Origin of the sequence: Pueribacillus theae (assembly GCF_003097615.1) — a bacterium.
Lineage (GTDB): Bacteria > Bacillota > Bacilli > Bacillales > UBA6769 > Pueribacillus > Pueribacillus theae.
Window position 1 is genome coordinate 1 of sequence record NZ_QCZG01000006.1, and the last position, 14,839, is coordinate 14,839.

General features: G+C 38.7%; 16 protein-coding genes. 2 read left to right on the top strand and 14 right to left on the bottom strand.

The window, feature by feature from the left end:
• Nucleotides 1–466 precede the first annotated feature (466 nt).
• The 9 genes from DCC39_RS04245 to pssA form a co-directional block, all read right to left on the bottom strand.
• The gene (locus tag DCC39_RS04245; protein ID WP_116553648.1) at nucleotides 467–1,396 is read right to left on the bottom strand and encodes an alpha/beta hydrolase; all 930 of its coding nucleotides are present in this window, start codon (nucleotides 1,394–1,396) and stop codon (nucleotides 467–469) included.
• A gap of 65 nt (nucleotides 1,397–1,461) precedes the next feature.
• Nucleotides 1,462–3,081, bottom strand: coding sequence for a flavin-containing monooxygenase (locus DCC39_RS04250; protein ID WP_240613531.1), 1,620 nt, complete (start codon nucleotides 3,079–3,081; stop codon nucleotides 1,462–1,464).
• A gap of 176 nt (nucleotides 3,082–3,257) precedes the next feature.
• Nucleotides 3,258–3,890, bottom strand: coding sequence for a TVP38/TMEM64 family protein (locus DCC39_RS04255; protein ID WP_116553649.1), 633 nt, complete (start codon nucleotides 3,888–3,890; stop codon nucleotides 3,258–3,260).
• A 19-nt stretch (nucleotides 3,891–3,909) separates the two neighbouring features.
• The gene (locus DCC39_RS04260; RefSeq protein ID WP_240613532.1) at nucleotides 3,910–4,563 is read right to left on the bottom strand and encodes a L,D-transpeptidase family protein; all 654 of its coding nucleotides are present in this window, start codon (nucleotides 4,561–4,563) and stop codon (nucleotides 3,910–3,912) included.
• Nucleotides 4,564–4,834: 271 nt separating this feature from the next.
• Nucleotides 4,835–5,299 (bottom strand): DinB family protein, encoded by a 465-nt coding sequence (locus tag DCC39_RS04265; protein ID WP_116553650.1) that lies wholly within the window; start codon nucleotides 5,297–5,299, stop codon nucleotides 4,835–4,837.
• A gap of 289 nt (nucleotides 5,300–5,588) precedes the next feature.
• Complete coding sequence (locus tag DCC39_RS04270) at nucleotides 5,589–6,005, bottom strand: type II toxin-antitoxin system HicB family antitoxin (RefSeq protein WP_116553651.1); 417 nt, start codon at nucleotides 6,003–6,005, stop codon at nucleotides 5,589–5,591.
• A gap of 86 nt (nucleotides 6,006–6,091) precedes the next feature.
• The gene (locus tag DCC39_RS19760) at nucleotides 6,092–6,202 is read right to left on the bottom strand and encodes a type II toxin-antitoxin system HicA family toxin (protein WP_407071834.1); all 111 of its coding nucleotides are present in this window, start codon (nucleotides 6,200–6,202) and stop codon (nucleotides 6,092–6,094) included.
• A 149-nt stretch (nucleotides 6,203–6,351) separates the two neighbouring features.
• On the bottom strand, nucleotides 6,352–7,200 hold the full coding sequence (locus DCC39_RS04280; protein ID WP_116553652.1) for a sulfurtransferase: 849 nt from the start codon (nucleotides 7,198–7,200) through the stop codon (nucleotides 6,352–6,354).
• Nucleotides 7,201–7,235: 35 nt separating this feature from the next.
• Complete coding sequence (pssA, locus tag DCC39_RS04285; protein ID WP_116553653.1) at nucleotides 7,236–7,769, bottom strand: CDP-diacylglycerol--serine O-phosphatidyltransferase; 534 nt, start codon at nucleotides 7,767–7,769, stop codon at nucleotides 7,236–7,238.
• A 47-nt stretch (nucleotides 7,770–7,816) separates the two neighbouring features.
• On the opposite strand from pssA, the gene DCC39_RS04290 reads away from it, so the two are divergent.
• Complete coding sequence (locus tag DCC39_RS04290; protein WP_165820773.1) at nucleotides 7,817–8,593, top strand: phosphatidylserine decarboxylase; 777 nt, start codon at nucleotides 7,817–7,819, stop codon at nucleotides 8,591–8,593.
• A gap of 11 nt (nucleotides 8,594–8,604) precedes the next feature.
• On the opposite strand, the gene DCC39_RS04295 is transcribed toward DCC39_RS04290, so the two are convergent.
• The 3 genes from DCC39_RS04295 to htpG form a co-directional block, all read right to left on the bottom strand.
• The gene (locus DCC39_RS04295) at nucleotides 8,605–9,210 is read right to left on the bottom strand and encodes a DedA family protein (protein WP_116553655.1); all 606 of its coding nucleotides are present in this window, start codon (nucleotides 9,208–9,210) and stop codon (nucleotides 8,605–8,607) included.
• Nucleotides 9,211–9,466: 256 nt separating this feature from the next.
• On the bottom strand, nucleotides 9,467–9,958 hold the full coding sequence (locus DCC39_RS04300; RefSeq protein ID WP_116553656.1) for a PaaI family thioesterase: 492 nt from the start codon (nucleotides 9,956–9,958) through the stop codon (nucleotides 9,467–9,469).
• Between the two features lie 122 nt (nucleotides 9,959–10,080).
• Nucleotides 10,081–11,961: a molecular chaperone HtpG gene (gene htpG / locus DCC39_RS04305; RefSeq protein WP_116553657.1), complete on the bottom strand. Its 1,881-nt coding sequence runs from the start codon at nucleotides 11,959–11,961 to the stop codon at nucleotides 10,081–10,083.
• Between the two features lie 212 nt (nucleotides 11,962–12,173).
• Here htpG and DCC39_RS04310 point away from each other — a divergent pair, with 212 nt between their 5' ends.
• Nucleotides 12,174–13,001, top strand: a complete 828-nt coding sequence (locus DCC39_RS04310) for an MBL fold metallo-hydrolase (protein WP_165820774.1) — start codon at nucleotides 12,174–12,176, stop codon at nucleotides 12,999–13,001.
• 7 nt (nucleotides 13,002–13,008) lie between these two features.
• Here the strand turns inward: DCC39_RS04310 and DCC39_RS04315 are convergent, their stop codons facing one another.
• Both DCC39_RS04315 and ligD read right to left on the bottom strand, forming a co-directional pair.
• Nucleotides 13,009–13,701 carry an NUDIX hydrolase gene (locus DCC39_RS04315; RefSeq protein WP_116553659.1) on the bottom strand — a complete coding sequence of 231 codons (693 nt, stop codon included), beginning with the start codon at nucleotides 13,699–13,701 and terminating at the stop codon, nucleotides 13,009–13,011.
• 121 nt (nucleotides 13,702–13,822) lie between these two features.
• Nucleotides 13,823–14,737, bottom strand: a complete 915-nt coding sequence (gene ligD / locus DCC39_RS04320; protein ID WP_116553660.1) for a non-homologous end-joining DNA ligase — start codon at nucleotides 14,735–14,737, stop codon at nucleotides 13,823–13,825.
• Nucleotides 14,738–14,839 lie beyond the last annotated feature (102 nt).

A 14,839-nucleotide genomic window follows, 5' to 3' on the forward strand; every position in this document is an offset into this window, starting at 1 on the left:
TTGATACATCGCTGAAAGCTTTCCGGAACCATACGCCTAGCGTATGGTTTTCTTTTCACAAAAAAAATCACAGGCGATCTGCCTGTGATTTAGAGTAAAGGGAATAAGCCCTGCCATTATTGAATTAGGGTTAAATTATAGGAGCTGCCACAAATAAACGTTTATCGATACAAAACCATAGAAATATTATGCAAATAAAGAAAGAAAGGCAGAACAACCCACCTTTCTTCACATTACATATTTGTATCTAAAATGAAGATTATTAAAAAAGGCAGACTAATCCCGTTTACTCTGCATACACGAGCAGAGCCTTTGAACGTATTAAATTACTTGTTCAAAACTTGGGAACGTAGTCTGATAATAAACACTTCTTCAATAATCCTCCTTAAATTAAAAAGTATCAACATGCTCATTATAGATAGGTTGTTAATAAAAGTCAAAGTAGGCTTGATAATATAAGTGTCCTCTATCTTAGAAACGCATCCTTCAATGCATTGGCTGCCTGTTCAATTGCTTTCTTTCCTTGTTCCAATGCTTGGGGCATCCAGAAAAATCCGTGGATCATTCCATTATACCGCGTCATTTCTACTGCAACACCCGCCGCTTTTAGCCGTTCAGCATACGCCTCCCCTTCATCACGCAAAGGGTCATATTCTGCTGTAATCACTAATGCTGGAGGAAGTCCGCTAAGATCATTTGCTAGTAAAGGAGAAGCATATGGATTCTTTCCGTCTTGGCCGTCGCGCAAATAATGGTTCCAAAACCAGACCATGCTGTCTTTTGTTAAAAAATATCCTTCCGCATTTTTGTTATAGGATTCCGTATCAAAATTGTAGTGCGTGACTGGATAGATTAACATTTGATGAACAAAGGATGGTCCTCCTCTATCTCTTGCCATCAATGCTGTAACAGCTGCAAGGTTTCCGCCCGCACTATCTCCTCCAACCGCAATACGCTTCGGGTCTGCCTGAATCGTTGAAGCATTCTCAGCTACCCACTTTGCAGCGGCATAAGCATCTTCAGCAGCCGCAGGGAATTTATGCTCAGGCGCCAGTCGATAATCTACGGAGACAACGATGCAACCCGCTCGATTTACCAACAATCGGCACGTTACATCGACAATATCCAGGTCTCCGATAACCCAACCGCCCCCATGGTAATAAACCAATGCCGGAAATGGTCCTTGGCCTTGAGGTGTATAAATACGGACTGGTATCTCACCTTCTGGGCCAGGAATTGTCCTGTCTTCTACTTTTCCTACTTCTTCTGGCTCTCCGGCCAAAGCTCTCATATCGGTAGATTTCCTTGCCTCTTCAGGCGTAAGTGTGTGCATTGGCGGAGCGCCTGCCGCTTCCATTTGTTCCAGAACAAATTTTGCTTGTGGATCAAGAGCCATTATTTACTCATCTCCTCTTATAAATATTAAGTTTATCATTTTTCCTTTCATGATCTGTATTCGTTTCAGTTACTAGAGGGCTCTAAAGTAAATCCTTCATACCCTTTAGCAGCAACTTCGCTGCAAATTTCTCGGTATGTCCCAACGCCTCCTAGATAAATTAGAAATCCTTGCGGCTTCCCTTCGATGTTCGCCCCTGTATACCAGGAATCAGTCTTAGAATAAAGCGTAGCTTCTGCCACTTCTTTGCAATGCTTGCTCCACGCTTCTTCTGCTTCCGTTCTAGCTTCAATGGTTTCCAAGTTATTCTTGTGAAGATAATGGATACAATCAGATATCCACTCAACATGCTGCTCAATGGATACTGGCATGTTGCTGATGACGGAAGGGCTTTCAGGACCTGTTATCATAAAGAAATTAGGAAAACCTGCAGTTGACATTCCAAGGTAAGTCTTCAAGCGTGCACCCTCCGCCCATTTTTCTTTCAATCCCAACCCATTTTTGCCGCGAATATCAATCTTGAATAATGGGCCTGTCATTGCATCAAAGCCTGTCGCAAAAACAATGGCATCCAGTTCGTATTCTTTTTCTGCAGTTTTTAAACCTGTTGGCGTAATTCTCTCAATTGGCGCTTCCTTTACATCTACTAACGTTACGTTATCACGGTTAAAAGTTTCATAGTAATTCGTATCGATAATTGGACGCTTCGTAAAATAAAAGTAATCTGGCATCAATTTTTCGGCTACCTTTGGGTCTTTTACAACTTTACGGATCTTGGAACGGAGGAAATCGGACAATGTTTCATTTGCTGCTTCATTCGTCGTCAAATCACCGTATGTAGCTGCGAGCTTCCAGAACCCACCTTCATTCCAAACTTCCTCATATTTTTGCAGGCGTTCCTCATGTGGAGCATCTAGCGCTGACTGTTCATTTCTCATCAATGGGATGCCTACTCTGGAATTGCGCATTTGCTGCCTAATTTCATTGTAATTTTCTTTGGTCTTTCTTATGAATTCAGGATCATACGGGTGATTTTTTGCCGGGGAACTATACTGTGGTGTTCGCTGAAAAACTGTAAGATGCTCTGCTTCCTCTGCAATAACAGGGATCGACTGGACACCACTTGAGCCAGTGCCGATAACCCCAACTCGCTTTCCCGCGAAATTTACCTTCTCGTGCGGCCAATGCCCAGTGTGATACCATTCACCTTTAAAGCTGTCAATGCCTTCAAACTTTGGTATATTTGCGGCAGACAGACATCCGACCGCTGTAATAAAATATTTAGCATACGCAATTGTGCCGTCGTCTAGTTGGATTTTCCATCGGTTCGCTTTTTCATCGTAATGGGCAGCGGCAACGCGCGTATTGAACTGGATATCTTGGCGAAGTTTAAATTTGTCTGCCACAAAACGAAGGTAACGCAATATTTCCGGCTGTTCGGGATATCTTTGTGACCATGTCCATTCTTGAAGCAGTTCATCAGAGAATGTGAAATTATAATAGATGCTTTCAGAATCGCATCTCGCTCCGGGATAGCGGTTCCAATACCAAACACCTCCAACATCCCCACCAGCTTCATAGACGCGAGTAGAGAAACCGGCTTCTCGTAATCGGTAAAGCATATATAGCCCCGAAAATCCAGCTCCGACAACAACAGCATCGAATGTTTGCTGAGTTGGTTTCACTTTTGTGTCTCCCCCCTATAAAATTTTAATCCTGTGCATCCATTAAAGGGCTTGTTCAATCTTTACAGTCATTTATATTCACTTTTATAAATTTAATTCTCAAAAACAATGATAGAATTTATATATTTCCATATATTATAACTATTCGGTAAATTATAGGGATATCCTTCTCTATCCTAATAATCTACAGCTTTTTTTCCTTTATACCAGAGAAAATATACGAGAGCCACGATAATAATAAATCCTAAATAAATAAAGATACCTAAAAACAATGAATAGTTTGAAGTGAATAGTTGCTTTCCTAAATAGGCGTAGAAAATGATTCCAGGAATCTTGCCGATAGCTGTTGCGAGTATATATTCTCTAAAAAACATCGAACTTAAACCCGAATAGATATTGACTACAGGTGGAGGAATAATTGGAATCATTCGACTGAATAAAACAGCTACAAAGGCATTTCTGCTAATAATAGAATCAAACTTTTTAATCTTTTTATACCTTGATATATATTGCTGAAATTGTAGAACGAAAAAATAACGGGAAAGAAAGAAAAAGATGATTGCAGCTCCAACAGAACCCGTCCAATTAATGGCAGCACCTATCCATACTCCATATTTTGCCCCCATAAGTCCAGAAAAAACGGTAAATGGAACAATAGGAAGGATGCTGAACAAAATAGCAAGGAAAAGCATGAGTGGAAGTTGGGACAAATTACTATGATTTAACCAAACCAACATAGGTTCTCGTAACAAAAAAGCTACAGATAAAATGCTTCCATAAAAAATGGCAAAGATGATTCCCTTTTTCATAATCTTACTCCTACAAAAACTATTCCAATATCCCTAAAAGATTATATTCGATTGTGGTTATTCCTCCTGTTTCGTAAAGCCTGTGCTTTCTTTGGAATTTCTTCACGGCACGTTCCGTTTCCTCATCATAAATTCCGTTTGTCGGGCCAGTGTAATAGCTGCCTGCTTTTAGCCGCTGTTGAACAATTTGCACAAGTGTGCCTTTTGAACCAAGCGAAAGGTTTTTGAACTCGCCTTCTCCCGTTCCTGTAATTGGACCGCGAATATGTACAATTGTTCCAATCGGCACCATATCGTAAAGTTTCTCAACATCTTCGTTAAACATTCGTACACATCCGCTGCTGACACGTTCACCAATCAGCCAAGATTTGTTTGTACCATGAATCCCGTATTTCCCCCAAGGAACATTTAAACCAAGCCATCTGGAACCAAAACCGCCGCCCCAATCTTTTGATTTTTCGACAATTTTAAATGTACCAATTGGAGTCGGAGAATTGTCTGTTCCAGGCGATATTTTGAATTCCCCTACAATTTCTTTATGCTTAATTAAAAACAATGTATTATCCCATAAATCAATATAAATTTTCGTTTCTTCGGCAGTAAACGCCTTATTATTAAAGAGTAATAACCCTATGAAAAAAAGAAAAGCGCCTAAAAGAAGCCTTCTTTTCACGATGTTACCTCCTAAGAATTCAAATGGGCTTTCTTGAATTACTCCTTGAAAGCTGTTTGATGGTATCTTCATTTTCATGATTGACTTCTTCAATCACACGATCATCTGCTCCGATAGTATTTAACCAAAGCGTTCAGGCTATGTAAGGTAATTATTACCGGACGTTTACTGAAAGCCTGAACATAAAAATTTGGACTTTATTGTAAGTATCGAGCAAAAAGAGAATCCCCATATGGTTGGGGATTCTAGCAAAGTTCATATTTGGCTTAAATCACATACTTGGCGGATCGATCCCTTGCAATCTAAGTAAGATATTGACTTGTGCGAGATGATAGACTTCGTGATCGAACATTCTTTTTACTATCCACTCCACCGTTGGGTTTTCAACATTTTTTCCCCTAAAGCCGTCAGGCATGGTTCTCGTTTCTTTCAAAATGGACATCTCGTTTTGCTCTAAAAAATTAATTGTGTTCTCTCTTGTTTCTTTGAGATAATCCATTATTTCCTCTGTGTTTGTTAATTCTTTTTTCCTTTTTGGGGTAAAATCTTGTTTTTCTAAAATGACTGCGTGAAGAAACCAGTCTTCGGCTTGGGCAGTATGCCTTAATAAAAAAGCAATATTATTGGCATATCCATCTGTTTTCCATTCTAATTGTTCTTGTGTGATCGTTTCATACTGGGGAAAAAAGCGGTCTCTTAAGTCGTTAATATGGACAAATTGTTCGATTGCCTTCAAATTATATTTCTCCCTTCACATGAAAGTATATAGATTGGAAATTCTCTAAAAGAACTTCATTTCCTTTAAAAAAAGCTAAAGTTGTTTTTCTAGAGATAGTGTTTTAACGAAAAATAAAAAATGGCATCTGTTGGAAAAACGGGACGAAATCCAACCTAGTTATGATGTGTGTACGCATCAGCGTGCAAAGGTAGATACCTTTGGGTGTGTATAAGGCGAAACTTCCCTCAGTGGGGGTCTTGCTGACGGTTGCGGCGTGATAATTTCTACAAAAGAAAAACACCCGTCATTATGACGAGCGCTTACGAATACCGAGTCGTTCTTTAATTGCATATTGGAGTAAGTGTGAAAAATTAACGCCTTCTTTTTCAGCTGCATCATTGAGCCATTTAGGAATGGTAAGGGTCTTTTTAACAGCCTTGTTTTCCGTTTCTTCTCGAATAATATCTGTCCACGCTTCCACAAGTGCGACAAATGCACCTTTTTCTATTTGAACATTTGCAGGAGATGAAGGAGTTGGAATTGTTTCACCGTCCTCTTCCATTCCATAAAGAAAGCCTGACAAAGCATCGCGTGCCATTGACATTGCTTCTTGCAAGTCAGACCCTTCAGTAATACAACCAGGTAAGTCGGGAAATGTTACAGTGTATCCTTCACTTCCATCATTACCTTGGTCAAAAATAGCTGGAAATAAATACTTTGCCATTTATTGAAAAATCTCCTTTAGAAGAGCTATTTAAGCCCTGCTTGTTTTAATATTGAATTTAGTGTTCCAGGTTTAAAAGGTCTTTTCTAGGATGAGGAACTGACACTGTGCCGGGTTTTGAAGGGTAATTTAAAGTGGTAATGACTTTCTACAACCCGTTTTAAATACCAACCATGATTTTCAAGAAGTTTAATGATTTCCCTTGAAGATCTTTTGTTCCCCTCCTTTCAATTATATAATAACACGTGCAAATTACACGTGCAATAAACATATTTATTTTGATTGGGATAAAAAAAAGAACCGGCAAATAACCGATTCTTAGTCAAATACGCCTTGCTGAATAGGGTTAAATCATTCTTTTCTTCGTTTCAACTGGATTGTCAGCGTAACTGCTCCAATCACTCCAACTGCCAGCATATAACTTCACATTTTCTAATCCTGCTTCCTGCATCGCTAAAATATTTGGGCAGGCAGAGACACCAGAACCACAATAGACAATAATTTCTTCTTTTTCCTTTAGGCCATCAAACCGGTGTTTAATTAATTCTTTATCCCATTTTCCATCTTTTACATTTTCGCCCCAAAAAAAGTTTACGGCTCCAGGAATATGCCCTGCTTTTGAATCGAGTGGCTCATGCACTCCCAGATAACGTTCAGCTGAACGGGAATCGACTAAGACTGTATCCAGTTTATGAAGTTGTTCTTGAACATCTTTCATATCGACTACCATCTCTTCATTGATTTTTGGCTGGAATTTACGCTTTATAGGACGTGGGACATTTGTAGATACCGGATAATTTTTTTCAACCCAATGTGAGAATCCCCCATCTAAAACGTAGACCGCGGGATGTCCGAAGTACTTCAACATCCACCAAAATCTTGCCGCCACCATCCCGTTTTGATCATCATAAGCTACGACCGTGACTGTTTCGTTTATTCCAGCGTTTTCAAGTTTATTTAGAAATACTGTCGGGTCAGGCAAAGGGTGTCTTCCGCCATGCTCTTTAACCGGTCCTGATAAATCTTCGTTAAGATCAAAATAGACTGCATTTGAAATATGCCCTGCTTCATATTGTTTCTTTCCTTCTTCAGGATCTTCAAGATGAAAACGACAATCAACAATCACAAGATTCGAATCGGAAATATGTTCTACTAACCAATCAGCTTCAACAATATTTTTCCATTTTGATGGCATGCTTACACCTCACCTTTCATCGTTTCTTAACCGTACTATACTTTAGCTACTCTTATATTGCTAACCATAAGCACTGTCAATAAAGCTGTTAAAATCGCAAAAAACAGGATAGGAAGATATGGAACGAGCAAGGAACTTAAAGTCATCGCTACTCCGGCAACAGTAATTGGAATGCCGTAAAACACACCATCAAATTCTTTTACGTTGTAGCGGGCCAAGCGAATTGCCCCGCACAAAATATAAAGTATCGTCAACATCATACCAATTCGTGGCATTTCAAATAAGGTTGTTTGATAGATTAGTAACGCAGGGGCAACACCAAATGAAACGAGGTCGCACAGTGAATCAAGTTCTTTGCCAAAATCCGATTCGGCATTGTATTTCCGCGCAACCATCCCATCGAAACGATCAAACAATGCAGCTAGGAAAATAAACAGCAAGCTCATATGGCTGTACCCTTTTAATATAATTAATATCGCAATAATACCGAAACTAAGATTTAGTAATGTAATCCCATTGGCAAGTTGGGCTTTTATTTTAGTATAATCAATATATCGAAATAAAAACATAAAATCACTCCATTAAATACTATTATGATAAAGAGGAATTGAGTTATTTGCTGAAAACAATTTTTAAATACTTCGTTGAACTGTCAGGAAATCCTTTTGCTTCTTCCTTGCTAAAATCAATGACAAGCTCAAGAATAAGCCGCCCGCTTATTCAACCGTTTTCTACTATATATCGAATCAATGAAAACGAAATGGAGCATCCGATCCATCACTACAATACGTTGCAGGAATTTTTTACTAGGCGCTTGAAGCCAAATGTCCGCCCAATTAATCAATCTCCAAATACAATCGTGTCTCCTGTTGACGGCATTTTAAGTGATATGGGCAAAATCTCTTCCGACCAGTCCTTTTATATTAAAAACCGCTTATATACTGTGAAGGAAGTGCTCGGTGATGATCGGAAAGCCGCTGATTACGTAGATGGCTACTTTTTTATCCTGTATTTATCCCCAAGCCATTATCATCGCGTCCATTACCCAATTAATGGGGAAGTGGCCTTTCGGTATGCACTCGGGGAGAAATCTTACCCGGTTAATCATTTAGGAACGCTATTTGGCGATAAACCGTTTTCTACCAATTACCGATTAATTTCGGAATTATCGACTTGTTTCGGTAAAATTGCCCTTGTAAAGATTGGTGCTTTAAATATTAACAGCATCCACCTTCTCCATTCGTCAACTAATTTTAAAAAAGGAGAAGAACTAGGCTATTTTTCGTTCGGATCTACGGTCATGCTATTTATCGAAAAAAATCCGCGCTTCAAGCCGACAACCGTGATTAATAGTGAAGTGCATATGGGACAACCCATTGGCGAATGGACTTAGAATTTAAGCCGCTATATTGTTCTTCGTTTTTTAGAATAGCATTTATAGAAAATGAGTATAATTGTAAGAACAAGCAGGAACAGTATTAAACTCCACATATATTTTTGAATATATAAGAAAATATGTTCCCAATTTTCTCCGAGATGATAACCAATGCCCAAAAAGATGATCACCCAAACGAAAGAACCTATATACGCAAACAAGGCAAACCGTTTGAAGGAAAAACGGGTAATCCCGGCGAGATAGGCAGCAACGTGTCTGACGCCAGGTATGAAAAAAGAAATAATAAGCATGAGAGAACCATATTTATGAAACAATTGATTTGTTTTACGTATGGTTTTTTCTTTAATAAAAAGCTTTGGGCCGTATTTGTTAAGGAAAGGCTCTCCCAATTTTATTCCCAGTAAATAGCTAATTGAAATTCCGCAAAGCGACCCAAAAAAGGCGGATGCTAATAGCAAAAAGAAGCTCATTTCGCCTAAAGAAGTAACATAGCCCAAATACGTTAAAATGATTTCGTCAGGCACAGGGAACCAGATGCCGATTACCCCGAAAGACAATATAATAAAAGCTGTGATATATCCATAATGGCCGATTAGCAGATGCCAAGTTCCCATCTTATTTGCCTGCTTTCTATGCGGTATAAAAGAACGTTACCATTATACTACAATAAATCAAAGGCATAAAAAGTTTTAATATTTTAATTATTTCAAAACCAAGTTGCGATTAATCACGCCGCAACCGTCCGTAAGATCTTCGCGGATGGAAGTATCGCTTTATCGACTATCTGCCCTAATAATGGCCCCACTTTCAGACTAGAGGAAGAATCGCCTAAAAGTGGGCTAGCGGATGGTCCTTAATAGATATGTTTCTTCATTCCTTTCCAAACGTTTTCGGCATGGCGACCGCAATAACCTCTCCCTTGGCACACAATGTATCGTCCGCAAAAACTTCGACTTCGACTTTCATTTTCTTAGGATGGATTTCTTCCACTTCTCCTATTGCCTTTAACATGACTCCTTGGGGCGTCGGCCGAATATAATCTACATGCAGCGAGGCAGTCACAAATCTTGGTGGCTCCTCTCCGCTTCCAGGTTCGAAGCCATTTTTCCGATGCTTTGCAATGGATGCTGAGCCAGTACCGTGGCAATCGATGAGAGAGGCAATAAATCCCCCATACACAAATCCTGGAATTCCTCCGCTGTGAAGTTGTTTTTCAGGTGGTTCGTAAACTGTGAGCGTTTTATCTCCTTGCCATACCGTTCGAAAATGATAGCCATCTTTATTGAGACGTCCACATCCATAACACCAAGCAAAATTATCTGGATAATCATCTTGGATTGCATACACTTTATCTTCTGCCATTTGTTTAGCACCCCTTTTTATAGAACAGCTAACTACATCCTATCATTACTTTATCATAATAATGTAAAAATTCATCTAAAAAAAATAACAGCTCTATTCATTCATAGAGCTGTTACCCATTCTTAAACCATCACTTTGCAAATATCGTTTGTAAATTCAACCGGATCATGGATTGGCAACCCTTCAATGAGCAGTGCTTGGTTGAACAGTAGATTTGTATATAATGTTAACTTCTCTTTATCTTGTTCAAAAGCGGATTTTAACGATTCAAAGACTTCATGATTTGGATTAATTTCCAATACCTTATTCGCTTTTATGTTTTGATTATCAGGCATCGCTTGAAGGACTTTTTCCATTTCGATCGTTACTTCACCTTCTGAAGTTAAGCAGACGGGATGGGATTTCAATCGTTTTGATGCTCTTACATCTGTCACCTTGTCTGACAAAATTTCTTTCATCGCGTCAAAAAGCTCTTTGTTTTCTTTATCTTCTGAGTCTGTTTGGCTATCGTTTTCATCAGGCTCAATCCCTAAGTCGCCGCTTGATACCGATCTGAATTCTTTCTCTTTGTATGTCATTAACATTTTTATGGCGAACTCATCAATATCCTCTGTGAAATATAGAATTTCATAGCCTTTCTCAGATACTAATTCAGTTTGAGGCAATTTATCCAGTCTCTCATATGATTCCCCTGAAGCATAATAAATATATTTTTGCTCTTCCGGCATTCTGGAAACATATTCATCAAGCGACACCATTTTCTTCTCTTTTGAGGAGTAGAACAGCAGCAAGTCTTGTAATTCTTCTTTGTTTCTTCCAAAATCACTGTACACTCCGTATTTAAGCTGTCTGCCGAATGATTCGTAGAATTTCTCATACTTCTCTCGTTCGTTTTTTAACATATTTTTTAATTCATTATTTATTTTTTTGTTAATGTTTTTTGCGATGATTTTCAATTGGCGATCGTGTTGAAGCATTTCTCGTGAAATGTTCAACGATAAATCCTCGGAATCGACCATTCCTTTTACAAAGCTATAGTAATCAGGCAGCAATTCTGGACATTTGCTCATAATCAAGACACTATTGGAATAGAGCTCAAGCCCTTTTTCATATTCTGCTGAATAGTAGTCAAATGGAATGGTTTCTGGAATATATAAGATCGCTTGGTACCTGATCGTCCCATCGACGCTAATATGAAGATGTTTAAGCGGTTTATCAAAACCGTAATGCTTTTCAGTATAGAAGTTTTCATAATCTTCGTCAGTCAGTTCGCTTTTATTCTTTTTCCAAATGGGAACCATACTATTTATAATTTGTTCTTCGATCTGATCTTCATATTCATTTTCGCTATCCTTTTTAGGTTTTTGGACGGTAACATCCATTTTAATGGGGTAGCGGATAAAGTCGGAATACTTTTTTATAATTTCTTTTAAACGATCTTCCTCTAAAAATTCATCGTAATTCTCATCTTCTGTATTCTCTTTAATCTGTAATATAATTTCAGTGCCCACATCATCTTTTTCATATGGAACAATGGTATAGCCGTCAGCACCTTCTGATTCCCATTTGTATGCTTCATCGCTTCCCAATGCTTTACTAATGACGGTAACGACATCAGCCACCATAAAGGCCGCGTAAAACCCAACGCCAAATTGGCCAATGATATCATGTCCATCTTTTATTTCATTTTCATTTTTAAATGCCAACGAACCGCTTTTTGCGATGACGCCGAGATTATTTTCAAGCTCTTCTTTCGTCATCCCGATTCCGGTGTCAATGACCTTCAGCATACGGTTTTCTTTATCAGCAGTTACTTTTATGTAGTAGCTGTCTCTATCAAACGTTAAGGTGTCATCGGTTAAGGCTTTATAATAGATTTTATCAATGGCATCACTTGCATTCGATATTAACTCTCTTAGGAAAACTTCACGCTGAGAATAGATGGAATTAATCATCATCTCTAATAATCGTTTGGATTCAGCTTGAAATTGTTTTTTTTCCACTAGCCTTCTTCCTTTCCTGAAAATCATTCCGTTGCAAATGTATTAGCATTCTGCTAATAAGAGTGATAATATCACTAATTAAATATCATATCCTTTATTTCATGTCAATCGATAGATTTTTTCATTGTTGAAGGAATTTGATGATTAACGATGAATATGTTTCAATGCGTGATTTGTATATTTTTGTCTGAATTGATGAAAGGATGAGGTCAGTGAATAATAAAATTAAAATTATACGGGTGCCTGTCCCAACTCCAACGTTGTGGCCGAACACAACAACGAATTCTTATTTAATTGGAAATGAACAGGAAAGCTTGCTCGTTGATGCGGGATATGATCGGCCGGAAACGAAAGAAGAGCTGGAAAAAGCAATAAAAGAAAACAAGCTCGCGAAACCCGACAAAATTGTTCTAACGCATTCCCATCCCGATCATGCGCCAGGTGTCCGGCGATTAGCGGATTGGTCCCCACTTGTTTATTGCCATAAAAATGAAAAAGAAGAAATCAAAAAAGCGATTTCACCTATGGATCATTTGGCATTTCTTGAGGAAGGAGACATTTTAGCTGTCGCTGGTGTGAAAATTACAATCATCCACGGGCCGGGGCACACCTCCGGGCAATTAAACCTGTATATCCCTTCTGCAGAAATACTCATTGCTGGTGATAATATCGTAGCTGAAGGCACGACATGGATTGGCGCTCCTGATGGTGACATGAGGGATTATCTTGATACACTGCATCGTCTCAAACAGTTAAAGTTAAAAAAAATCGGACCCGGACACGGCGAATGGGTTTTGAGTCCTTATGAACAGATTGACTTCGTTATAAACCGTAGACTGCAGCGTGAAAAGCAAATTAAATCTTTCCTTGAAGAAAAAGGAAGCCTAACCTCAACCCAATTAACAGAAATGATCTATGAAAATACGATCCATCCAAGTGTATTTGATGTTGCAAGAAGAACGACTGAGGCACATCTTGCAAAATTAATGAAAGAAGGTTTAGTTTCACAGAAAGATAGTGTTTATTCACTAAATTCTTGATTTGATATTATTGTTTCATCATTTTTGATCTCAATATCTGTAAATCTTTATCTTCAATCACTGGAAGCATTAAAGGCGCGCCATTTTGGTAATTCAAAATCGTACGAAGCGAAAGAATCGTTGGAGGAACCATCGGCAGCTCTCCTTTTTCATACGCTAAAAGCGCTTCGCTTGGCGTGGTCCAAAAAGCTTCTTCGATTTCATAATTATCTGGTTCCGGGGATTGGCCCTCCGGCAATTGAGCGAGGAAAAATCGAGTCTCGAAACGATATGGATTATCTTCTGGTGTCGTAAAACAACCAAAATAGGTTAAGCTTTCAAGATTTAAATAGAGTCGTTCCTGCTGCAGCAGTTGGACAAATGACATTTTCCGTTGCACCAATAGGCGGCGGTATTCCAACGCTTTTTCGTGTTCAAGCTGTACGGATGATCCGTCGTCTTTTCTTGCAATTAAAACGCCGACTTCTTCAAATAGCTCTCTTGCGGCAGCAATAAAGTCCGCATGATTTAATGATGCATTTGAATCCCAATTTTTTATATACTCACATTTTGGTACATTGTCTTCCTTATCAACTGCCCCACCTGGAAAAACAAAAAATCCACCTAAAAACTTCATCGTTTTTGGGCGTTTTGTCAAATACACTCTATCCTGTTTATCCATTAAAATTACGGTTGATGCCGGTTTTGGAGTTACAGCCACTGTGGTCCCACCTTTTATTTTTTATTCTAATAGTTAATTATACGATAAATTGCTTATTTTGATAAATAAAATGCAATGATTAGTAATTTATTGGATAGTTGATTCCCTTTTAAAGAAAATTTCAAGTGGATGTTACTTTCTTTCCTATCACTTTAAGTAAATCATCAAGGCTTTGATTTAGTTTCTCTGTTGTAACAATCGAGAATAAGTCTCCTTTTTCTTTGATGCGTGTCTTTATATTTTTTATCGTAAAATCACGCGGATGAAAACCTTTCTCGATTTCTTCCCACGTCACAGGCGCCGAGACTGATCCTTCCGTTCTTGCACGCGGGCAATAAGGCGCTGACAACGTTCTCCCTTCCCCGTGCTGTATATAATCAAAATACAGTTTTTTTCCCCGATTTTTCACCAGCCGCTCAATAGTCACAAGTTGCGGGTATTTTTCAGCTATGTATAAAGCAATGAATTTATTAATTTTGTTTGTTTCTTCATACGTATAGCGCGGGTCTATCGGGATATACATTTGCAAACCCGTTGCTCCTGATGTTTTTGCCTGGCTCACGAGCCCTAAAGAGTCCAATACTTCTTTAATCTTTAAAGCGACTTCGAGAACTAAGCAAAAATTGGAAGGATCGGATGGATCGAGATCGAAGACTAATTCCGTTGGTTTGTTTATAGCATCATAATAATTAAACGACACATGGATCTCGAGGCATGCTTGGCTTCCCAACCATACTAATGTCGGCAGATCGTTAAGCAGCACATATTTCGTGCCTTGCCATTCGTGTGTAAGAACCCAATTTGGTTTATTGCTCGGCACATTTTTTTGATAAAATGATTTTCCGTAAATTCCATTCGGATAACGAATCGTCGTCAATAGGCGATTTTTTGTATAAGAAAGAATAAACGGTGACATATCAACGAGGTATTTGATATAGTCCAGCTTCGTTATCTCCAACTCCGGCCAAAATAGTTTGTCGGGATTCGTTATTCGGATGAGCTTTCCTTCAATTTCTAATTCAAACTGCTGGGTCAACTGCCATCCCCCGCTTCTAAAAATAGATTGTTTCCTTAGTGTTGATTTTGTGAATAGAAAGTATGCGCTAGGTGAAAGTAATAGAGAAAAGTTGGCTTAGCA